This window comes from Tsuneonella sp. HG249 (genome assembly GCF_053819205.1).
This window is the reverse complement of sequence record NZ_JBSOQY010000001.1, coordinates 1803219-1822946: the sequence shown is the minus strand read 5'-3', so window position 1 is coordinate 1822946 and position 19728 is coordinate 1803219. Positions and strand designations below refer to the sequence as shown.

19 protein-coding genes and 1 tRNA gene are annotated in these 19728 nt (G+C 66.2%); 11 read left to right on the top strand and 9 right to left on the bottom strand.

Going from position 1 to position 19728, the window contains the following annotated elements; translation table 11 throughout:
- Nucleotides 1-17: 17 nt before the first annotated feature.
- Entirely contained in the window at nucleotides 18-1370 is a 1353-nt protein-coding gene (locus tag ACWPM1_RS09185; protein ID WP_455694533.1) for a M20/M25/M40 family metallo-hydrolase, read from the top strand.
- A gap of 22 nt (nucleotides 1371-1392) precedes the next feature.
- Complete coding sequence (gene rnr / locus ACWPM1_RS09180; protein ID WP_455694532.1) at nucleotides 1393-3675, top strand: ribonuclease R; 2283 nt, start codon at nucleotides 1393-1395, stop codon at nucleotides 3673-3675.
- On the opposite strand, the gene ACWPM1_RS09175 is transcribed toward rnr, so the two are convergent.
- The gene (locus ACWPM1_RS09175; RefSeq protein ID WP_455694531.1) at nucleotides 3672-4451 is read right to left on the bottom strand and encodes a helix-turn-helix domain-containing protein; all 780 of its coding nucleotides are present in this window, start codon (nucleotides 4449-4451) and stop codon (nucleotides 3672-3674) included. The two genes, rnr and ACWPM1_RS09175, sit on opposite strands and share 4 nt — an antisense overlap.
- A 120-nt stretch (nucleotides 4452-4571) precedes the next feature.
- On the opposite strand from ACWPM1_RS09175, the gene ACWPM1_RS09170 reads away from it, so the two are divergent.
- The gene (locus ACWPM1_RS09170) at nucleotides 4572-4961 is read left to right on the top strand and encodes a hypothetical protein (RefSeq protein WP_455694530.1); all 390 of its coding nucleotides are present in this window, start codon (nucleotides 4572-4574) and stop codon (nucleotides 4959-4961) included.
- On the opposite strand, the gene ACWPM1_RS09165 is transcribed toward ACWPM1_RS09170, so the two are convergent.
- A complete protein-coding gene (locus ACWPM1_RS09165) occupies nucleotides 4958-5410 on the bottom strand; it encodes a universal stress protein (protein ID WP_455694529.1) in 453 nt (150 codons plus the stop codon). The two genes, ACWPM1_RS09170 and ACWPM1_RS09165, sit on opposite strands and share 4 nt — an antisense overlap.
- Before the next feature lie 119 nt (nucleotides 5411-5529).
- On the opposite strand from ACWPM1_RS09165, the gene ACWPM1_RS09160 reads away from it, so the two are divergent.
- The 4 genes from ACWPM1_RS09160 to ACWPM1_RS09145 all read left to right on the top strand — a co-directional run bounded on the left by ACWPM1_RS09160 (nucleotide 5530) and on the right by ACWPM1_RS09145 (nucleotide 9240).
- Complete coding sequence (locus tag ACWPM1_RS09160) at nucleotides 5530-6846, top strand: pyruvate dehydrogenase complex dihydrolipoamide acetyltransferase (protein ID WP_455694528.1); 1317 nt, start codon at nucleotides 5530-5532, stop codon at nucleotides 6844-6846.
- 100 nt (nucleotides 6847-6946) lie between these two features.
- On the top strand, nucleotides 6947-7321 hold the full coding sequence (locus tag ACWPM1_RS09155) for an acyl-CoA thioesterase (protein ID WP_455694527.1): 375 nt from the start codon (nucleotides 6947-6949) through the stop codon (nucleotides 7319-7321).
- Between the two features lie 246 nt (nucleotides 7322-7567).
- Nucleotides 7568-8980, top strand: a complete 1413-nt coding sequence (gene lpdA, locus ACWPM1_RS09150) for a dihydrolipoyl dehydrogenase (protein ID WP_455694526.1) — start codon at nucleotides 7568-7570, stop codon at nucleotides 8978-8980.
- Nucleotides 8981-9075: 95 nt separating this feature from the next.
- Nucleotides 9076-9240, top strand: coding sequence for a hypothetical protein (locus ACWPM1_RS09145; RefSeq protein WP_455694525.1), 165 nt, complete (start codon nucleotides 9076-9078; stop codon nucleotides 9238-9240).
- On the opposite strand, the gene ACWPM1_RS09140 is transcribed toward ACWPM1_RS09145, so the two are convergent.
- Nucleotides 9237-10436: a CaiB/BaiF CoA transferase family protein gene (locus ACWPM1_RS09140; RefSeq protein ID WP_455694524.1), complete on the bottom strand. Its 1200-nt coding sequence runs from the start codon at nucleotides 10434-10436 to the stop codon at nucleotides 9237-9239. The two genes, ACWPM1_RS09145 and ACWPM1_RS09140, sit on opposite strands and share 4 nt — an antisense overlap.
- Entirely contained in the window at nucleotides 10433-11233 is an 801-nt protein-coding gene (locus ACWPM1_RS09135) for a crotonase/enoyl-CoA hydratase family protein (RefSeq protein ID WP_455694523.1), read from the bottom strand. Before ACWPM1_RS09135 ends, ACWPM1_RS09140 begins: the two co-directional genes overlap by 4 nt.
- A gap of 25 nt (nucleotides 11234-11258) precedes the next feature.
- On the opposite strand from ACWPM1_RS09135, the gene ACWPM1_RS09130 reads away from it, so the two are divergent.
- The 4 genes from ACWPM1_RS09130 to ACWPM1_RS09115 are packed head-to-tail and all read left to right on the top strand — an operon-like array spanning nucleotide 11259 to nucleotide 14898.
- On the top strand, nucleotides 11259-12467 hold the full coding sequence (locus tag ACWPM1_RS09130) for an acyl-CoA dehydrogenase family protein (RefSeq protein ID WP_455694522.1): 1209 nt from the start codon (nucleotides 11259-11261) through the stop codon (nucleotides 12465-12467).
- Nucleotides 12464-13204 (top strand): acyl-CoA dehydrogenase family protein, encoded by a 741-nt coding sequence (locus tag ACWPM1_RS09125; protein ID WP_455694521.1) that lies wholly within the window; start codon nucleotides 12464-12466, stop codon nucleotides 13202-13204. Before ACWPM1_RS09130 ends, ACWPM1_RS09125 begins: the two co-directional genes overlap by 4 nt.
- 55 nt (nucleotides 13205-13259) lie before the next feature.
- Complete coding sequence (locus ACWPM1_RS09120; RefSeq protein ID WP_455694520.1) at nucleotides 13260-14018, top strand: histidine phosphatase family protein; 759 nt, start codon at nucleotides 13260-13262, stop codon at nucleotides 14016-14018.
- Nucleotides 14011-14898, top strand: coding sequence for an NAD(P)H-hydrate dehydratase (locus ACWPM1_RS09115; RefSeq protein WP_455694519.1), 888 nt, complete (start codon nucleotides 14011-14013; stop codon nucleotides 14896-14898). Before ACWPM1_RS09120 ends, ACWPM1_RS09115 begins: the two co-directional genes overlap by 8 nt.
- A gap of 15 nt (nucleotides 14899-14913) precedes the next feature.
- Here ACWPM1_RS09115 and ACWPM1_RS09110 read toward each other — a convergent pair.
- From ACWPM1_RS09110 to mreC, 5 genes are all read right to left on the bottom strand, one after another.
- Nucleotides 14914-14989, bottom strand: a tRNA-Lys gene (locus ACWPM1_RS09110).
- Between the two features lie 84 nt (nucleotides 14990-15073).
- The gene (rodA, locus tag ACWPM1_RS09105) at nucleotides 15074-16189 is read right to left on the bottom strand and encodes a rod shape-determining protein RodA (RefSeq protein ID WP_455694518.1); all 1116 of its coding nucleotides are present in this window, start codon (nucleotides 16187-16189) and stop codon (nucleotides 15074-15076) included.
- Entirely contained in the window at nucleotides 16186-18276 is a 2091-nt protein-coding gene (gene mrdA / locus ACWPM1_RS09100; protein ID WP_455694517.1) for a penicillin-binding protein 2, read from the bottom strand. The genes rodA and mrdA overlap by 4 nt, the downstream gene beginning before the upstream one ends.
- Nucleotides 18276-18833: a rod shape-determining protein MreD gene (locus tag ACWPM1_RS09095; RefSeq protein WP_455694516.1), complete on the bottom strand. Its 558-nt coding sequence runs from the start codon at nucleotides 18831-18833 to the stop codon at nucleotides 18276-18278. The genes mrdA and ACWPM1_RS09095 overlap by 1 nt, the downstream gene beginning before the upstream one ends.
- Nucleotides 18830-19720 carry a rod shape-determining protein MreC gene (gene mreC / locus ACWPM1_RS09090; protein ID WP_455694515.1) on the bottom strand — a complete coding sequence of 297 codons (891 nt, stop codon included), beginning with the start codon at nucleotides 19718-19720 and terminating at the stop codon, nucleotides 18830-18832. Before mreC ends, ACWPM1_RS09095 begins: the two co-directional genes overlap by 4 nt.
- Nucleotides 19721-19728 lie beyond the last annotated feature (8 nt).

The window sequence follows — 19728 nt, the reverse complement described above, 5'->3', positions numbered from 1 at the left end:
GCGGCCGACAAGGCCGCATGCGCACACGACTTTTAGCCGCCGCGGCTCTGCTCGCTGCCACTCCGCTCGCCGCCGCCGATACGTCCGATAGCGCCGTTTCGGAGGCCCGACTGAAGGCCGACGTCGAGCGACTGGTGTCCTTCGGTACCCGGCATACGATGTCCGAGCAGGACAATCCCAAGCGCGGGATTGGAGCGGCGCGCCGATGGGGCGAGGCGGAGTTCCGCAAGACCAGCAAGGCGTGTGGTAACTGCCTCGAGATCGTGCTGCCCGAGCGGATGGTCACCGGCGCGCGCATTCCCACCCCAACACGGCTCGTCAACGTCGTCGCCATCCAGCGCGGCACCGAGCGGCCGAACGAAGTGGTAATCGTACAAGGCCATATCGACAGCCGCGTGTCCGACGTGATGAATTTCACCGCCGATGCGCCGGGCGCGAACGACGACGGCAGCGGCACGGCGCTCGCCATCGAGGCGGCGCGCGTGCTGTCGCAGCGCAAGTATCCCACCACCATTGTCTACGCGCTGCTCTCGGGCGAGGAGCAGGGGCTGCATGGCGGCCAGTTGCTTGCCGATTACGCGGCCGAGCAGGGCTGGACGGTGAAAGCCGTGCTCAACAACGATATCGTCGGCAATTCCTGCGGTTCAGACGGTTACTGCGAGCCGGGCGTAGTGCGCGTGTTTTCCGAAGGCCCGCGCGCCGATCTCGACGACGCAACCCGAGCGGCGCAACGTCGCTTCGCGGGTGAGAACGACAGCCCCAGCCGTAACCTCTCGCGCTGGGTCGACACGATCGACGGCGAGGCGCTGCAGGTCCGCCCGATCTGGCGTGCCGACCGGATGGGGCGCGGCGGTGACCACCTGCCGTTCCTCGACAAGGGCTATCCCGCGATCCGCTTTTCGGTCGGCGTGGAGGATTACGACCACCAGCACCAGGACCTGCGGGTCGAGAACGGGGTGAAGTTCGGCGACACGATTGACGAGATGGATTTCGCCTATCTGGCCAAGGTGACCGCGCTCAACGTCCGCGCGCTCGACAGGCTGGCGCGCGCGCCGCTGCCACCGGCGCCTACCGCCGAGGCCGCGGTGCAGACTTTCACCACCATCAAGTGGAACGAGGTACCGGGCGCTGCGAACTATTCGATTTGGCAGCGCAGAACCGATGCCTCCGATTGGGGCGAGAAACCGGTAATAGAGAAGGTCGTTGCCACCAGCGCCAAGCTCGAGGGCGTACGCGGCGACGACTGGGTGTTCGGGGTCAGCGCCTGCTCGGCCGAAGGGATATGCAGTCCGGTAGCTAGCGCGGTGCCGGGTGGCGCGTTCGCCCCGCTGCCCAAGCCCCGGAGCGATGCGAAGGGTGACAACAAGTAGGCTCGGCCCCATATCGCGCGCCATGCCCGCCAGACGCTCCCCCGGCTTGCCTTCGCGCGAGCAAATCATCGAGTTCCTCCAGACAAGCCAGAGCCTTGCCGGCAAGCGCGAGATCGCCAAGGCCTTCGGACTGCAGGGGCAGGAGAAGATCGCGCTCAAGGCGCTGCTCAAGGACATGGCTGAAGAAGGGCTGATCGACGGCAAGAAGACCGCCTATCACCGGATGGGCGGCGTGCCCAAGGTCACCGTCCTGCGCGTGCTCGAGATCGAGGACGGCGAGCCATTCGCGATCCCCGACGCTTGGGAAGCCGATGACGGCGCACCGCCGCCGCGGCTGCGGGTGATCGAGGGCAAGAAGGGCAAGGGCGGCAACCGCTTCCCGGCGCTGAAGGTCGGCGACCGCATCCTCGCGCGTACCGAAGAGGCCGGGCGTGGCTGGCGTGCCTACGTCATGAAGAAGCTGCCGGCGCGCACCGATGGCCTGATGGGCGTGGTCGAGATCGACAAGTCGGGGAAGGGTTGGCTCGCCCCGGTCGACAAGCGGGTGCGCACCTCGCAGCCGATTTCCGACCTCGGCGGGGCGGAGGAAGGCCAGCTTGTGCTTGCCGAGCCCGCTGGCAAGAGCCCGCGCTCGGGCGTCAAGGTCACCGAGGTGATCGGCGACCCCCTCGCGCCCAAGGCGTTCAGCCTGATCGCGATCGCCAAGCACGGCATTCCGCACGTATTTCCCGAGGCGGCGATCGAGGAAGCTGCGCGGGCGGCCAAGCTGCCGCTGTCGGAGGAGCGGCGAGAGGACCTCCGCCACCTGCCGATCGTGGCCATCGACCCCGCCGACGCGCGCGACCACGACGACGCCATCTGGGCCGAGCCCGACGGCAACGGCGGCTATCAGGCGGTCGTCGCGATCGCGGACGTGAGCTTCTACGTCAGACCCGGCGGCGCGCTCGACCGCGAGGCGCGGAAGCGCGGCAACTCGGTCTACTTCCCCGACCGTGTCGTACCGATGCTGCCCGAGGTGCTCAGCGCTGACGTCTGCAGCCTCGTCGAGGAAGCGGACCGCGCGGCGATGGCGTGCCACTTGCGCATCTCGCCCGAAGGCAAGGTCACCAAGTGGCGCTTCACCCGCGCGCTGGTGCGCATCGCGCACAACATCGCCTACGAGGATGCGCAAGCTGAGATCGATGGCGAGGCGCCGCGCGAATTCCTCCAACACTTGTGGGCCGCATGGAAGCTGCTCGCTGCGGCCCGGGCGGAACGCGATCCGCTCGAGCTCGAGCTGCCCGAACGTCAGGTTCGGCTCGACGACGAGGGCAAGATCTCCGAAATCCGCGTCCGCGAGCGGCTCGACGCGCACCGTGTGGTCGAGGATTTCATGATCGCCGCCAACGTCGCCGCGGCCAAGGCGCTCGAAGCCAAAACCGCGCCGGTGGTCTACCGTGTCCACGAAGCGCCCGGGCGCGAAAAGCTGGTCTCATTGAAGGAATACATGGCGACCTTCGGCCACAGCCTCGCGCTCGGTCAGGTGGTGACGCCCGGCCTGTTCAACCGCATGCTCAAGGACGTCGGCGACGAAACCGAAAAGGCGCAGATCATGGAGGCGGTGCTGCGCAGCCAGACGCAGGCCTACTACGGGCCAGAGAACGCCGGCCACTTCGGCCTCGCGCTCGGCAGCTACGCACACTTCACTTCGCCGATCCGCCGCTATGCCGACCTGCTGGTCCACCGCGCGCTGGTCGACGCCTACAAGCTCGAACAGCCTGCGCCGAAAGCCGACTTGCCGGAGACATCGGGCCTGTCCGACCGCGACGGCGAGGATCTCGGCAAGATTTCCGAAGCGATCAGCAAGGCCGAACGCCGCGCGATGGAGGCCGAGCGCGAGACGATCGACCGCTACGTCGCCGCCTGGCTCTCGGGACGCGTGGGCGAGGTGTTCCCGACCCGGATCACCGGGGTTACCAGCTTCGGCTTCTTCGCCACCATAGTCGGCCTCGGCGGCGACGGGCTGGTCCCGGTCTCGACGCTGGGCCGGGAATACTTCTCGTTCGACGAGGGCGCGCAGCGGCTGACCGGCGGCGACAGCGGCACGACTTACGCTCCCGGCGATAAGCTCGACCTCCGGCTCGCCGAGGCGAACCCGCTGACTGGCGCGCTCAAATTCGAACTGCCCGACAGCGAAGGTGCGATCGAGCCGCGCGGCACCCGGCCCGCGCCACGCGAGAAGCGCAAGTTCGAGCCCGGCAAGCATGCCCAGGGCAAGCGCGGCCGCCCCGGTAACATCCGCCACCAGGGCCGCGGCAAACGCTAGCCGGCGATCCGGCGCAGAAGCTCGGCTGAGGCCTTGTCGGCGGGGTAGAACGCCTCGATCGCCAGCTCGCTGAGCGTGATATCCACCGGGGTGCCGAAGATCGTCACCGTCGAGACGAACGAAATCCGCCCGGCCACCGTGTCGAGCACCAGCGGCACCGCGATCCCGTTGGCGAGTCCCGCCTCGTTGTCGTTGGCGAGCGGGCCATAAGCCGCGATCTCGTCGCGCAGCGCAGCGAGGTCGGGATCACCGCTCGCCTCCACCTGCAGGTTCAGCCGGTGGAGAATGTGCTCGCGCCACTCGCCGTAATTGGCGATCTGCGGCGCGAGGCCATCGGGGTGGAGCGCGATCCGCAGCACGTTCACCGGGGGCTCGAGCAGGTGCGCGGCGACCTGCTCGGTGAGGATGCTCACCGACGCGTTGGCGGCGACCATGTTCCAGTGCCGGTCGACCGCCAGCGCCGGATAGGGTTCATGGCCCTGCAACACGTGCTCGACGATCGCGCGCATCGCCGCCATCTCATCGCTGTCGAGCGCGCGCTCGCGGTACTCGGGGGCATAACCAGCGGCCAGCAGTAGCGCGTTGCGCGCGCGGTGCGGCACCTCGAGGCAATCGGCGATCCGCTCGATCATCGCCACGCTCGGCTGCGCCCGGCCGGTTTCGATGAAGCTGAGGTGGCGGGTGGAGATCTCACTATCGAGCGCGAGGTCCATCTGGCTCATCCGCCGCCGCGAGCGCCATTCGCGCAGTTGTTCCCCCAGCGGTGCGACGTGCATCGGCCTCTCCTCTCGGGATGGCGTAGCGGGCGGCGTGCGGCAATTCCATTACCTCCGGCGTAATCGACTTGCCGCGGCGCGGCGCCGAGGATGCCCGGGTCAAGCGAAGGAGAATGACCCATGCCATTGCCCAACCTCAAACAGGCGCTGCTGCTCGATGCCGCGAGCGCCGCCGCGTTCATCGTGCTCTGCCTCGGCCTGACCGACGCGCTCGCCAGGCTCACCGGCCTTTCGCCGACGATCCTCGCGGTAGCGGGATGGATCTGCGTGCCCTCGGCGCTGCTGTTCGCGCACCAGGCGTTCCGGCCTTCGCGTGGATTATTGACGATGGTGGTTGCGGGGAACGCGGCCTGGGTGTTCGCCAGCCTCGCTGTCTGGTTGACCCAGTTCGCCCAGCTCACCGCCGTCGGCCACGTGGCGGTGATCGCGCAGGCGATCGCGGTCGAGGCGTTCCTGCTGCTCGAATGGCGCGGCGTCAAGGAGCTGGCCGCGCGGGAGTCGCTCGCCTAGCTCAGGCGGTCGATATCCTCATCAGTCATCCCGCCGGGCACGACGAACAACGGGCAGGGCAGGTGCCCCGCGTGGTGCGAGAAGTGCGTCACGAGGGGCCCCGGCCCGCCCTCCGCCGAAGCGCCGAGCACGAGCGCGGCGACCTCGGGATGGTCGGCAAGGTAGTCCTTGATCACGACTTGGGCATCGCCCGTGCGCACCGCGATCACCGGCATCTTGCCGCTCTCGGCGAAAATCGAGCCCGCCGCGCTGCTGGCGACCATTTCCGCACGGTCGTAGGCTTCCTGCTCGATCGTCGCCTGGATTGCACCGAACGCGTTGAAGCCCTCGCGCGGCACCAGCGCCAGGATATGTACCGATCCGCCGGTCTTCATCGCCCGGCGCGAGGCGAAGCGCAGGGCGCGCACCGCTTCCTCGGTCTCGTCCATGATCACCAGATAGACGCGCATCAGTCCCCACCCTTCAATTAGTGAATATCCGTCGGAATCGTATTCAGGGCAAGCTGCTTGCCCGGACGCTACGGCTTTGCCAAAGCGAACCTCTGTCACTCCCCAGTGAAGGACCGTGCATGCCCACGCCGATCAAGATGCCCGCTTTGAGCCCGACGATGGAGGAAGGCACGCTCGCGCGCTGGTTGGTGAAGGAAGGCGACACGGTCAGCGCCGGCGACATCATGGCGGAAATCGAGACCGACAAGGCGACGATGGAGTTCGAGGCGGTCGACGAAGGTACGATCGCCAAGATCGAGATTGCCGAGGGCACCGAGGGGGTGAAGGTCGGCACCGTGATCGCGCTGCTGGCGGGCGAAGGCGAGGATGCTAACTCCTCTCCCCTTCAGGGGAGAGGGAGGAGCGGCGAAGCCGCGGAGGGAGTGGCGGCTGTAAGCCCGGCACCGCCTCCATCTGCCGTCCCCCACTCCCCGATCCTCTCCCCTGAAGGGGAGAGGGAGAAAGTGGCTCCGAAGCCGACCGGCGACCGGGTCATTGCCTCCCCGCTCGCCAAGCGGATCGCCGAACAGAAAGGCATCGATCTGGCGATCGTGAAGGGCAGCGGTCCCAACGGGCGCATCGTCAAGGCCGACGTCGAAGGCGCGCAGCCGGGAACTGCCGCCCCCGCGCCGGCCGCCGCAGCGGCCCCGGCGAGCGCCGCTCCGTCCCTGGCCGCCGCGTCTCCAGCCGCATTGCCCGACTTCGGCATCCCGCACGAGGACGAGAAGCTCACCAACGTCCGCAAGGTCATCGCCCGGCGCCTCACGGAATCGAAGCAGACCGTCCCGCACTACTACCTGGCGATCGACGTGCGGCTCGATCCGCTGCTCAAGCTGCGCGGCGAGCTTAATGCGGCGCTCGAGACGCAAGGGGTGAAGCTCAGCGTCAACGATCTCCTGATCAAGGCGCTCGCCAAGGCCCTGCTGCAGGTGCCCGCCTGCAACGTCAGCTTCGGCGGCGATACGCTGAGACGGTTCAGCCGGGCGGACATCTCGGTCGCGGTGGCCGCGCCGAGCGGGTTGATCACTCCCGTAGTGGTAGATGCCGGCTCGAAGTCGGTCAGCGCGATCGCCAGCGAATTCAAGGTGCTGGTCGACAAGGCGCGCGAGGGGAAGCTGCAGCCGCACGACTACCAGGGCGGGACCGCCAGCCTATCCAATCTCGGCATGTACGGGATCAAGCAATTCGAAGCGGTGATTAACCCCCCACAAGGCATGATCATGGCCGTCGGCGCGGGCGAGAAGCGGCCCTACGTGGTCGACGACGCGCTCGCCATCGCCAGCGTGATGACCGCCACCGGCAGCTTCGACCACCGCGCCATCGACGGCGCGACCGGGGCGGAGCTGATGCAGGCCTTCAAGCAGCTATGCGAGGCGCCGCTGGGGCTGGTGGCTTGAGGGCAGTGCCCCCTCACTCCAACCCCTCTCCCGAATTGGGAGAGGGGCTAAGATCAAACTCCTTTCCCCTTGCGGGAGAGGGGTTGAGTAGAGGGGGTGCATGACGCGCGACCCCCTCATTCGCATCACCGCGATGCCGGCGGACACCAACCCCTATGGCGGCGTGTTCGGCGGGTGGCTGATGAGCCAGATGGCGCTCGGCGCCGGCGCGCTGGCGAGCCGGGTGGGGAAGGGCAAGGCGGTGGTCGTCTCGGCGACCGACTTCGCCTTTCCCGGCGCGATGGCGGTGGGGGAGGAGCTGAGCATCTATTGCGAAGTAGTCGCCACCGGCACCACCTCGCTCACCATCGCGGCCGAGGGTATCGCGCGGACACGCAACGGCGAGGCGACCACCAAGGCGTGCAACGGCACCTTCAAGTTCGTGCTGCTGGGCGATGACGACCGTCCGCGCGCGGTGGGAGAGGCGGCGGCGTGAGCGAAAGCATTTTCCTACATGAACAGTCGCGTGGCACTATCCGCGCCATGGCCTGCGCCTCGCTCCAAACTCAATCCAGTCCCGCCTCCGCCCGGTTGTGCTTTTTGCGATCAGCGGAAGGTGACATCCGTGACGCGGGATTGGCCCGTCTCACCGAGTGTAGATCGAGCCTGGCGAAGTTTTTAATCGGCCCCACTTCAGTGGTCCGCGACGCGCGCATTTCCACTTGTTCCAGACAGGCAAATCATGGCTGACACATCCTACGACGTCATCGTGCTCGGCAGCGGCCCCGGCGGCTATGTCGCGGCGATCCGCTGCGCGCAGCTCGGCCTCAAGACCGCGATCGTGGAGCGCGAACTGCTCGGCGGGATCTGCCTCAACTGGGGGTGCATCCCAACGAAGGCGCTTCTGCGTTCGGCGGAGATCTTCCACTACATGCAGCATGCGGCCGATTACGGGCTCAAGGCGCAGGGGATCGAGGCGGACCTTGCAGCGGTGGTCAAGCGCAGCAGGGGGGTGGCAAAGCAGCTCAACGCCGGCGTCACTCATCTGATGAAGAAGAACAAGATCGCGGTGCACATGGGCGAGGGCACTTTGACCGGGCCGACATCGCTGACTGTGAAGGGCGAGAAGGGCGAGGAGCAGCTCACCTCCAAGCACGTGATCGTCGCCACCGGCGCGCGGGCGCGCGAGCTGCCGTTCGCCAAATCCGACGGCCAGCGCGTGTGGACCTACCGCCACGCAATGACCCCCTCAGAAATGCCGAGCAAGCTGCTGGTTATCGGCAGCGGCGCGATCGGGATCGAGTTCGCCAGCTTCTACAACGACATGGGAAGCGAAGTTACCGTGGTCGAGATGCTCGACCGTGTGGTACCGGTGGAGGACGCCGACGTTTCCGCCTTCCTCGAGAAGAGCCTCACCAAGCAGGGCATGACGATCATGACCGACGCGGGGGTCGAGGGGCTGACGGTCGGCGCGAACGGAGTGATTGCGACGATCAAGGCCAAGGACGGCAAGGTCGCCGAAAGCGAATTCAGCCACGTGATCGTGGCGGTCGGGATCGTGCCGAACACCGAGAATATCGGGCTGGAGAAGCTGGCCGATATGGACCGCGGATTCATCCAGATCGATCCCTACGGCCGCACCAAGTCGAAGGGTCTGTGGGCGATCGGCGATTGCACGCCCGGGCCGTGGCTGGCGCACAAGGCGAGCCATGAGGGCGTCACCGCCGCCGAAGCGATCGCGCAGGAGCTGGGTAACAAGGACGTCCATCCCCATGCACTCGACCGCGACAACATCCCCGGGTGCACTTATTGCCACCCGCAGATCGCCAGCGTCGGCCTGACCGAGGCGAAGGCGAAGGAGGCTGGCTACGCGGTCAAGACCGGCACCTTCCCCTTCATCGGCAACGGCAAGGCGATCGCACTCGGAGAAGCGGAGGGCTTCATCAAGACCGTCTTCGACGCCAAGACCGGGGAGCTTTTGGGCGCGCACATGATCGGCGCGGAAGTCACCGAGCTGATCCAGGGCTACGTCGTCGGCAAGACGCTCGAAACCACCGAGGCGGAATTGATGGGCTCGATCTTCCCGCATCCGACGCTGAGCGAGATGATGCACGAAAGCGTGCTCGCCGCATATGGAAGGGCGTTGCATATCTGACACTTGCTCGTCCTGGCGCAAGTGTTTGCAACTGGTCGCAAAGCAGGGAACGAGAGGGTCGCCGCCAGCGTTGGGTCGCCGAGAGGAGAACCACGTTGGAATTCGAACTCGTCGAGCTGCCGCAGACCCCCGATTTCACGCCGCGGCCGTTACCGTTCGATCCCCGGCTCGCGCAGCGCCAGCGGCATATGCCGCCGGCCAGGGCAGCCGACTGGCGCGACCAAGCGGTGCTCATCCCCGACCAGGAATACGGCTCCTAGGCGATCGCTCCCGCGACCGTCAGCCGCGCGATTTCATCCCCGTCCATTCCCAGCACCTCGCGCAGCACCGCAGCCGTGTCTTCGCCCGTGCGCGGCGGCGCCGTGCGGTAGGTGGCGGGGGTTTCCTCAAGCTTGGCCGGGAAGCCGACGAAGCGGACCGGCGTGCCGTCGCGGCGGTGGAGTTCGCCGACGAGCTCTCGCGCCTCCACCTGCGGATGCGCCAAGGCTTGCGGTACCGTGTTGACCCGTCCGCTCGGCACGCCTGCTTCGTTGAGCGCGGCCACCAGCGCGTCGGCGGTCCAGCCCGCAATCACCGGCTCGATCTCGGCGAGCAGCTCGGCGCGGTTGGCGCCCCGGGCGCTCATCGCGGCAAAGCGCGGATCGTCGGCCAACCTGTCCAGCCCCAGCACCCGGCAAAGCTTGCCGTACTGCCGGTCGTTGGCGGTGGCGATGAGGATGTCGCCGTCGGCGCAAGCGAACACTTGATAGGGGACGATGTTAGGGTGTTGATTGCCGAGCCGCCGCGGCTCGCTGCCGCCGTTGAGCCAGTTCGCCGCCTGGTTGCTCATCAGCGCGACCTGCGCGTCGAGCAGCGCGAGGTCGATGCGCTGTCCTTCGCCGGTGCGGTCGCGGTGGCGCAGCGCGGCGAGTATCGAAATGGCGGCATAGAGCCCTGTGGTGAGGTCGCTGATCGGCACGCCCACCTTGGTCGGCGGACCTTCGGCTGCGCCGGTCACGCTCATCAGGCCGCTCATCCCCTGGACGAGGAAGTCGTATCCGCCGCGGTCCTTCTCCGGCCCGGTCTGGCCGAACCCGGTGATCGAGCACCACACGAGGTCAGGCTTGACGGCGCAAAGGCTGTCGTAGTCCAGATCGTACTTCGTCAGGCCACCGACACGGAAGTTCTCTACCACCACATCGGACACCGCCGCGAGCTGGCGGACGACACCCTGTCCTTCCGTGGACGCGATATCAAGCGCCACCGAGCGCTTGTTGCGGTTGGCGCAGGAGAAATAGGCCGAGTCGCTCGAGTCCGGCAGAAATGGCGGCCCCCAGGCCCGGGTATCGTCGCCCGCGCCCGGTTGCTCGATCTTGATTACCTCGGCCCCCAGATCGCCGAGCACCTGCGTGCTCCAGGGTCCGGCGAGCACGCGCGAGAGATCGAGGACCCTTATCCCGTCGAGCGCGCCGCTCACCGGTCGCGGAACTCCGGCGCGCGACGGTCGAGGAACGCCTCGATCGCTTCGGCATGGTCCTCGGTGTGATGCGACAACGCCTGATACGCAGCGGCGATCTCGAGGTGGGTCGGAAGTTTCTGGTCCATGCCTTCGCGCATCATCCGCTTGGCCAGGCGGGTCGCGTGTCCCGGGTTGGCCGCGATCTTGTGGGCAATCTCTTGCGCCCGCGGCAGCACTTCGGCGGTGGGAACCACCTCGGACACGAGCCCGTAGCGGAGCGCCGTCGCGGCATCGATCGTCTCGCCCGTCAGCGTCATCATGCTGGCGTTCGAAATACCCGCCACCCTCGGCAACAGCCACGCGCCGCCGCCGCCCGGCACGATACCCAGCTTGACGTAGCTTTCGGCGACCACGGCGTCCGCCGCCATCACCCGCACGTCGCACATCAACGAGATGTCGAGCCCGAGACCGATCGCGTGGCCGTTGATCGCCGCGACCACTGGCACTTCCAGATCCCACATCGCCCGTCCGATACGCTGCACCGTCGTGCGGTAATGGGTCCGCTGGTCGAACGGGCTGCCCGCGAACATGCCCGCTTTATCGCGCATCGACTTCACGTTGCCGCCCGAGCAGAAGGACTTACCCGCGCCGGTGAGGACCATCGCCCGAACCGAGCGGTCACGGGCGAGGTCTTCGGCCAGCGCGGCGAACTCGGCGCTCTGACCGGGCTCGGTGATGGCGTTCCGGTCGTCCGGGCGGTCCATTGTGACAGTCAGCACCGCGCCATCGCGCTCGATCTTCAGGAAGCTGCTCATTGCCTTGCCTTAGTGGGCTGTCCGGATGTGGGCAATCCGCCCCATTGCCGCGGCAGGCGTCGTGACGCACAAGGGCGCACACGTGTTCGACAGCCTGACCTTTGCCACCATTCCGCCCGAGGACGAGGCGCTTCGCCTGCAGGTCCGCGCCTTGGCGCGCGAAGCGGTCGCAAACCTCAGCCTCGAACAGCGTGCCCGCTCGTGGATGGGCTTCGACGCGGCATTCAGCCGGCGGTTGGGGGAGGCCGGGTTGCTCGGGCTCACCCTGCCGAAGGAATATGGCGGCGGTGCGCGCGGGCCGTTCGCGCGGTTCGTGGTGGTCGAGGAGCTACTGGCAGCGGGCGCTCCGGTCGGTGCACATTGGATTGCCGATCGCCAGAGCGCGCCGCTGATCCTCCGCTACGGGACGCAAACGCAGCGCCGCGAATACCTTCCGCGCATTTGTCGAGGCGAAGCACTGTTCTGTATCGGCATGAGCGAGCCGGGCGCGGGATCGGACCTTGCGGCGGTGCGAAGCCGCGCGGAGCGCACGGAAGACGGATGGCGGGTCAGCGGCCAGAAACTCTGGACGACGGGTGCGCACCACGTCGATTACATGATCGCATTGGTCCGCACCTCGGGCGGGCCGGAGGACCGCCACCAAGGTCTTTCGCAATTGATCGTTCCCCTGAAGACTGCCGGCGTTTCGGTTCGGCCGATCCGAGATCTGGCGGGCGACGAGCATTTCAACGAGGTGTTCTTCGATAACGTCGATTTGCCGTCCGACGCGCTGGTTGGCGACGAGGGACAAGGCTGGGGCCAGGTGACGGCGGAGCTGGCGTTCGAGCGCAGCGGCCCTGAGCGGATATATTCGAGCATGGTCTTGCTCGACGCCTGGATCGCACACCTGCGCCGAACGGGTCGTCGCGATGGCGCGACCGCAGCGCTGGTAGGAAGCTTTGTCGCCCGGCTTGCCGCACTGCGGGCGATGTCGGTCGCCTGCACCGCGCGTCTGGCAGAGGGCGAAAGCCCCGTGGTCGAGGCGTCGCTCGTGAAGGATCTCGGAACTGCCTTGGAGCAGGAACTACCGATTGCGATCGGAGACGACATTGCGGCGCACGCCGACGAAGAAGTCGATCCGGACCTTATGGCGGCGCTGCACTATTTGACGCTGATCGCGCCGAGTTTCTCTCTCCGGGGTGGAACCCGAGAAGTGCTCCGGGGGATCATCGCTCGCGGGTTGGGACTGCGATGACCGAATTCCTCGGCCCTTTCGAAGCCATGCTGGAAGCCTTGTTTCCGCCTCGGCGCCTGCGCGAGATCATCGGCGAAGGCGATTGGGGCACTGAGCATCAGGAGCTTGAGCGATCGGGTTTTCTCGACGCCCTCACGCCGGAAAGCGCCGGCGGCGCGGGCCTGGCATTCCAGGAAGTGATCCCTTTATGGATGTCGATCGGTCTTCACGCCGCGCCGCTCGAAATCGGCCAGGCCATGATCGATCGAGCAGGCGTGGACCTGGAGCAAGCCGAGTGGGCCCGCGCGGTGCTCCTTGCCGCTGTGATCGCGGGCGCAGCGCATCGCGTATTGGCGATGTCGGTCGATTACGCCAACCATCGAGTCCAGTTCGGCAAGCCGGTCGGACGCCAGCAGGCCGTGCAGCAGCAGCTTGCTCTGATGGCGGAGAAAGTAATGGCCGCGCGATTCGTCGTGCACCTCGCGGCCGACGGCCCCGGTTGGCCCACGCAAGCCAAGGCCGCTGCCGCCAAGACCGTTGCTGCGATGTACGCATCGGACATCGCCAACACGGCGCATGCGGTCCACGGCGCGATCGGCATCAGCGCAGAGCATGACCTTCAGATCTATACTCGACGCATGCACGAATGGCGGCTCGCGGGGGGTGCCGAAAAGTTCTGGGGGCGGAGATTAGGTGAGCGCTTGCTTGCGTCCAGCGACGATTCGTTGGGTTGGATGCGCGCGGAGCTTTTCGACTAAGCAGTCATTATGACCTTGGAAGCCGCCCTGCGGCCGCTGAGCAAGGACAATCGCAATGACCCCGCGCTGGCCCGAGAATCTCTGGATCGTGCGGCATGGCCAGAGCGCAGGCAACGTGGCGCGCGACAGCGCTCATGCCAGCGGGGCCATGCGCATCGACCTGTCGCACCGTGATGTCGACGTACCCTTGTCAAACCTCGGGCGCGAGCAAGCTGCCGCCCTGGGCAAGTGGTTTGCCCTGCGTCCCGAGCGACCGGAGGTGATGCTCGCATCGCCTTACGTCCGGGCACTCCAGACCGCGGAGATCTTTCGCGAGAACGGAGGCTGCGACCCCGACGAATGCATATGTGCCGACGAGCGCCTGCGAGAGAAAGAATTCGGTATTCTCGACGGATTGACCACTGACGGCATCCACCGCTTTCAGCCGGAGCAAGCCGAGTTTCGCCGCCTCCTGGGCAAGTTCTACCATCGCCCCCCCGGGGGAGAGAGCTGGGTCGACGTGATCTTCAGGTTGCGCGCCTTGATGGACACCGTTTCGCTCCACTACGGCGGCCGCAGAGTGATGATCGTCGCGCATCAGGTCGTGGTCCTGTGCATGCGGTATGTGATCGAGGCCAAGTCCGAGGATGAGATCCTCGCGATCGACAAGCTGGGCGATGTCAGCAACTGCGCGGTGACCGAGTATCGTTTTGATCCTGCCGCCGGCAAGGATGGGGGGCTTGTGCTCTCAGCCTACAACGTGACCGCTCCCCTTGAGGAAGACGCCACTCCTATAACCGACGCGCCGGATCGCATGGTAGCTGCGCGTGGCTGAGGAGAGGTCGCTGGACCGCGCATGGCTGGGGGAGCACCCGCTCGCGGAGATCCCGGTCGATACCGACAAGAACGAGCGGGGGCGGGTGCTGGTGATCGGCGGCAGCCGCCTTTCGCCGGGAGGTCTCCGGCTTGCCGGCGAGGCGGCCTTGCGGGCTGGCGCGGGAAAGGTCCGATTGGCGACGATGGAGAGCCTCGCGGTTCCGCTCGGACTGGCCGTCCCCGAGGCAGGCGTCGTGGCCTTGCCGGAAAGCGCCGACGGCAGGCTTGCGCCGAATGCTGCCGAGCGCGTGCAGCGCGATCTCGCGGAGGCGGACTGCGTGATCATCGGTCCGGGAATGGACGATGCAGACTGCGCTGCGCCCTTCCTGTCGGCTGCCCTGGAGTTGATGGAGGGTGGCCAGACCCTCGTGATCGATGCCGCCGCAATCGGGGCAGCGGCCGACTGTCTCGAAACGATCAAACACGCTCGCGGCCGGTGTATTCTCACCCCTCACGCGGGCGAAATGGCGCGCCTGCTCGATTGTCCCAAGGAGGCGGTCAACAGCGACCTTGGCGGTGCCATCCGACAGGCCGTCGATGCGACTGGGCAAATCATCGTCCTGAAGTCGGCGACGACCCACATCGCAGACCCAATGGGGACTATGCTCACCTACGGGGGAGGCGGGCCCGGCCTTGCCACCGGAGGCTCGGGGGATGTCTTGGCAGGCATCGCCGGCGGTTTGATGTCATGCGGTCAAGATGCTTTCACCGCCGCCGCCTGGGCAGTCTGGCTGCATGGCGAGGCCGGTGCGAAACTCGCGTCCGAGGCTGGGGCGATCGGTTATCTCGCGCGTGAATTGCTTCCCCTCATTCCCATGCTGAGGCGGAATCCGGTCTGATCGGTGGAAGGAATGTGGTGGACGCTGTAGGGTTCGAACCTACGACCCGCTGATTAAGAGTCAGCTGCTCTACCAACTGAGCTAAGCGTCCATGCGCCGTTTCGGGCGTCCCGAATCGTCGGGAGAGGCGCATATAGCGCCCCTTTCGTCGTTGCCAAGGGCGGAAAGCCCGGCCTCAGCCGAGCCCGCGACGGCCGCTCTGGCGGTTCCACCGGTGGATCATCATGAGCGTGCCGAGGCAGATCATGTTAGTCATCATCGAGCTGCCGCCGTGGCTCATGAAAGGCAGGGGTATCCCGACCACTGGCGCGAGGCCCATGACCATCAGCAAGTTGATGGCGACGTAGAAGAATACCGTCGCCACCATGCCGCCGGCAAGCAGGCGCTCGAACCGACCGTGCGAAGCGAAGGCGACCTTCCAGCCCCATCGCAGGATCAGGAAGAACACGGTCAGCACGAAAAGTCCGCCGACTAGTCCCCACTCCTCGGCCATCGTCGCGAATACAAAGTCGGTATGCGGCTCGGGGAGATAATTGAGGTGACTTTGCGACCCCTCGCCGAAACCCTTGCCCGTTATCCCTCCGGACCCGATCGCGATCTTCGACTGGGTGATGTGATAGCCCGTGCCTAGCGGATCGCTCTCCGGGTCGAGGAAGGTGAAGACGCGGTTGCGCTGATAATCGTGTAACAGGAAAAAGAACGACAGGGGGGCCGCAACAGCAGCGGCACCCACGCCGATCCCGAACCACTTCAACGGCAATCCGGCGAGGAACATGGTGCAGGTTCCGCCGAAGCCGATCGCAAGCGCCGTGCCCAGGTCGGGTTGAAGCATGACGAGCCCCATCGGAACGCCGACCAGCGCACCGGCCGGCACCAGCGAGCGCCACGTCGGGATCATCCCGGAGGGCAGATCACCGAAAAAGCGCGCTAGAACCAGCACGACCACCGGTTTCATCAGTTCGCTCGGTTGCAGCACAATGAACCCGAGGTCGATCCAGCGCTGGGCACCCCCGCCTGCGAAACCGATCGCTTCCACCGCCACAAGAAGCAACAGCACGACGACATAAGCCGGATAAGCGACAAAGCGCACCAGCTCGCGGCTGAACAAGGTCATCACGCTGGCCATCGCCAAAAAGACGGCGAAGCGGACGAGGTGCGATAGCGAGAAAACTTCGAACCTTCCGGCGGCCGCCGAATCCAGGACTGCGGCGCCGAAGCAGACCAGCAGGATCAGCGGCAGAAGCATCTGCCAGGGCTGGCGCGCGACCGGTGCGGGGATGATCGAGCTCATCGCGGCTCTGGCGCGGCTGGGGCAGGTGCAGGCGTCGTGGCGGGCGCGGCAGTTCCCACGGGTTCGGGTGGCGGCGCGACGGCACCGGTCTCGAGCGGCTGCGGCCTGATCTGGGCCGCCCGGGATTCTGCATCGACCCGCGCGAAGATATCCTCGTCGCGCCGGGGCGCTCGGCCTACGCTCTCGCCGGCGGCTGCCGCGAAGGCGTTATAGCGGGCCTCGAGGCGCTGCTGGGCGGTGCCGCCCCATTGCTTCTCAAGTGCATAGAGCGCCTCCAGCCCCTTAGCGGGGTCAAACACGAATGTCATTACGTCGCGTGCGATGGGATAAGCCGCGCCCGACCCGCCGCCATGCTCGATCACTACCGCGCCGGCATAGCGCGGCTTGTCGAACGGTGCGAAGAAGATGAACAGGCCGTGGTCGCGATATTTCCACACGCCGCCCTTGCCGCTGCCCACGTTGAGGCCGACGACCTGTGCGGTACCCGTTTTGCCCGCCATCAATACGTTTTCGATCGGCAGCTTCGCGCGTCCCGCGGTGCCGGGACCGTTGACGACGTCGCTCATCGCCTTCTGGATGATCTGCACGTGATCGCCATGGAAGTTCATCGATGCGGGCTGCGGTTGCCTCGGGTCGAGGATCAGCCGTGGCATCAGTTTGCGCCCGGTAGCGAGGCGGCCGGCCATCACAGCGAGCTGTAGCGGGTTTGCCAGCATGTAGCCCTGCCCGATCGTGGCGTTGACCGTGTCGTAGCCCTGCCAAGGTTCGCCGTACTTCTTCAGTTTCCAGCCCGGGTCGGGCACGGTGCCGAAGAACTGGCTGAGAACGGGCAGGGGAAACTCCTGACCCATCCCACAGCGCTTCGCCATGGGCGCGATGACGTCCATCCCAAGCTTCTGCGCGAAGTGGTAGAAGTAGACATCGCATGACTGGTAGATGGCTTTCGCCATGTCGACGGTGCCGTGACCGCGGCGGTTCCAGCAGTGAAACACGCGATTGCCGACTCGCAGACCGCCGCCGCAACCGACGCTGGCGTTGGGGTCGAGCCCAGCCTCCAGGAAAGCCATCGCCACCATCGGCTTCACCGTCGAACCCGGCGGGTACAGGCCTTTCAGGACCTTGTTGCGCAGGGGAACGCGCTCGTCCTGGCTGAGCATGGCGTATTCGACGCGGCCGATGCCATCGGAAAAGCTGTTAGGGTCGAAACTCGGCATCGATGCCATGCAGACGAGGTCGCCTGTCTTGCAATCGAGCACGACCACGGAACCCGACTCCGTGCCCAGCCGCCGAGCTGCGTAGTCCTGCAGCGGGCCGTCGATGGTCAACCTGATCGGTTTGCCTTGGGTGTCCTCGCGCGTTTCGAGGTCCCGGACCATCCGGCCCGAGGCGGTTACCTCCACCCGGCGTGCGCCTGGGACGCCGCGGAGGCGCTTTTCAAACTGCTTCTCGATCCCGTCCTTGCCGATCTTATAGCCGGGCGTAATCAAAATGGGATTGCGGTCTTCTTCGTATTCCTCGGCGCTGGCAGGCCCGACGAACCCGATAAGGTGGCCGACGGCAGGGCCGGTCGGATAGAACCGGCTAAACCCGCGCTGCGGCACGACGCCGGGGAGATCGGGCAGGCGGACGCTGACGGCGGCGAACTGTTCGTAGTCGAGCCCGCTCGCAACTTCGATCGGAGCAAATCCGCGAGCCTGGTCGATCTTGTCGTAGAGGTCGCGGACCTTCTCTTCGTCAAGCCCGAGGATGGGGATGAGTTCCGCCACCTCAGCCTTGGGGTCGCGCATTCTTTCGGGGACGATGTCGACCCGGAAGTCCGCCTTGTTCGACGCCAGAGGAGCGCCGTTGCGGTCGAGTATCCAGCCGCGCCTGGGCGGGATCAGCGACAGGTTAACGCGGTTGCTTTCCGCTTCCGTCTTGTACTTCTCATTCTCGAAGATCGAGAGGTAAGCCATGCGCGTGGCGAGGAGCAGTCCGATGCCGCCCTGGACCGCGCCGATGACCACGGCCCGGCGCTCGTAAGTGGCGTTGAGCGTGGCAGGACTGATGATCGCGCGCGCCCGTCGCGCTCTGCGGCGCTTGAGCATCAGCCGATCATCCGCACGCGGGTGAGGCGGAACCGGTCGAGACCCGCGACGAAACGGGCCAACACGGGGAAGGCGACGAGCGTGGCGACGATCTGGGGGGTCAGGACCAACAGCATAATGCCGCCAATGCGACCTCCCGAGAACACCGCGGCGACGACTAGGTACGAAGTTGCGATGACTCCGGCGACGATCCAGTCCTGGAAGAACCCCCGCCACGGGAAGCGCGTCTCGATGATCTCCAGTCCCAACATGGTAGCGGACCACAACAGAACGGCGCTGCCGAATGGCTGACCGCTGAACAAGTCGTCGAATAACCCCAACGGGAACCCCGCCCAAACGGGAAGTAGTCCCGGACGAACCAGGCGCCAGGCAAGAAGCATGAGAAAGCCGAGCGGCGGGATCAGCGGCACTGCACTGGCGATAGCCAATTGCGGCAGAAGCGAGCCGATCATAATGGATGCCCATGGAACGGCGTAAGCCAGCACTGGGGAGTGGGTGCGGTTGATCTTGCTGCCGTAGCGGTCCCGCCGGGCGCGTGAGGAGAGCTGGCCGATCATTCCTCGATCGCCTCGCTCGCGGGCGTCTGCGCGGCCTGCAACGCGCGCGGTTGCCAGATCGGCTCAACGGCCACGAAATCGGTCGCGGCCGGATCGCTGACAACCGCGGCGACAGCGCCATCGGGAGTGACTTCCTGCACGATCGCCACCGCTATTCCCGGGCGGTAGTATCCGCCGGCGCCGCTGGTCACGAACACGTCCCCGCGCTTCAACGGGTTGATACCGAGATTGATCAGCCGAATGCGCAGCCGGCCGTCTCCGCGTCCTTCCGCAAAGGCGACGACTTCATCCTTGGATCGGCGTACCGGAATGACGCTTTCGCTGTCCGCCAGCAGCAGCACGCGGGAGCTGTCCGTGCCGACTTCCAAAATGCGTCCGACGATACCCCTCGGCGAGCGCACGGGCATGCCCACGGCGACGCCCTGATCGCGGCCAGCTCCGAGGTATGCGAAACGGCGCGTGCTCGACGCGGTCGACCCGATGAGCCGGGCGACGGCAACCGGCTTGGTCTCGCCTTCGCGGAAGCCGAGGAGCGTCTTGAGCCGCGCGTTCTCGCTATTGACCGCTTCTGCCTCCTTCAGACGAATGCGGGCGAGTTCGACTTCTTTCTTGAGCTCGGCATTCTGGCTGCCGGCGGCGAGGTATCCCGAGATGTTATCGAACAGGCCCTGTCCCTGGGCACGGGTGGCTGAGCTAGCCTTGCCCACGGGCGCCACCGCATCGCTCGCTGCACCGCGCAGCCCATTGAAGGAAGTCGGCCGCCATAGCGAAATGCCGAGCAGAAGCGCGCCGACCACCGTCCCGATGGTGGCCAGCACGTAACCGGTGAACAAACCGTACTGCGCCCTGCGCGAATGCCCGGAGCGCCGTGAGGAAGTCGGCGCCATGTCAGTTC

Excerpts from the sequence above, each read along its gene's own strand:
- mreC (WP_455694515.1), bottom strand. The coding sequence starts at position 19,720 with ATGGCGCCGACTTCCTCACGGCGCTCCGGGCATTCGCGCAGGGCGCAG.
- ACWPM1_RS09095 (WP_455694516.1), bottom strand. The coding sequence starts at position 18,833 with ATGATCGGCCAGCTCTCCTCACGCGCCCGGCGGGACCGCTACGGCAGC.
- ACWPM1_RS09120 (WP_455694520.1), top strand. The coding sequence starts at position 13,260 with ATGACCCCGCGCTGGCCCGAGAATCTCTGGATCGTGCGGCATGGCCAG.
- ACWPM1_RS09170 (WP_455694530.1), top strand. The coding sequence starts at position 4,572 with ATGCCATTGCCCAACCTCAAACAGGCGCTGCTGCTCGATGCCGCGAGC.
- ACWPM1_RS09135 (WP_455694523.1), bottom strand. The coding sequence starts at position 11,233 with ATGAGCAGCTTCCTGAAGATCGAGCGCGATGGCGCGGTGCTGACTGTC.
- ACWPM1_RS09125 (WP_455694521.1), top strand. The coding sequence starts at position 12,464 with ATGACCGAATTCCTCGGCCCTTTCGAAGCCATGCTGGAAGCCTTGTTT.
- ACWPM1_RS09160 (WP_455694528.1), top strand. The coding sequence starts at position 5,530 with ATGCCCACGCCGATCAAGATGCCCGCTTTGAGCCCGACGATGGAGGAA.
- ACWPM1_RS09185 (WP_455694533.1), top strand. The coding sequence starts at position 18 with ATGCGCACACGACTTTTAGCCGCCGCGGCTCTGCTCGCTGCCACTCCG.
- rnr (WP_455694532.1), top strand. The coding sequence starts at position 1,393 with ATGCCCGCCAGACGCTCCCCCGGCTTGCCTTCGCGCGAGCAAATCATC.
- ACWPM1_RS09175 (WP_455694531.1), bottom strand. The coding sequence starts at position 4,451 with ATGCACGTCGCACCGCTGGGGGAACAACTGCGCGAATGGCGCTCGCGG.
- ACWPM1_RS09165 (WP_455694529.1), bottom strand. The coding sequence starts at position 5,410 with ATGCGCGTCTATCTGGTGATCATGGACGAGACCGAGGAAGCGGTGCGC.
- ACWPM1_RS09130 (WP_455694522.1), top strand. The coding sequence starts at position 11,259 with ATGTGGGCAATCCGCCCCATTGCCGCGGCAGGCGTCGTGACGCACAAG.
- mrdA (WP_455694517.1), bottom strand. The coding sequence starts at position 18,276 with ATGCTCAAGCGCCGCAGAGCGCGACGGGCGCGCGCGATCATCAGTCCT.
- rodA (WP_455694518.1), bottom strand. The coding sequence starts at position 16,189 with ATGAGCTCGATCATCCCCGCACCGGTCGCGCGCCAGCCCTGGCAGATG.
- lpdA (WP_455694526.1), top strand. The coding sequence starts at position 7,568 with ATGGCTGACACATCCTACGACGTCATCGTGCTCGGCAGCGGCCCCGGC.
- ACWPM1_RS09155 (WP_455694527.1), top strand. The coding sequence starts at position 6,947 with ATGACGCGCGACCCCCTCATTCGCATCACCGCGATGCCGGCGGACACC.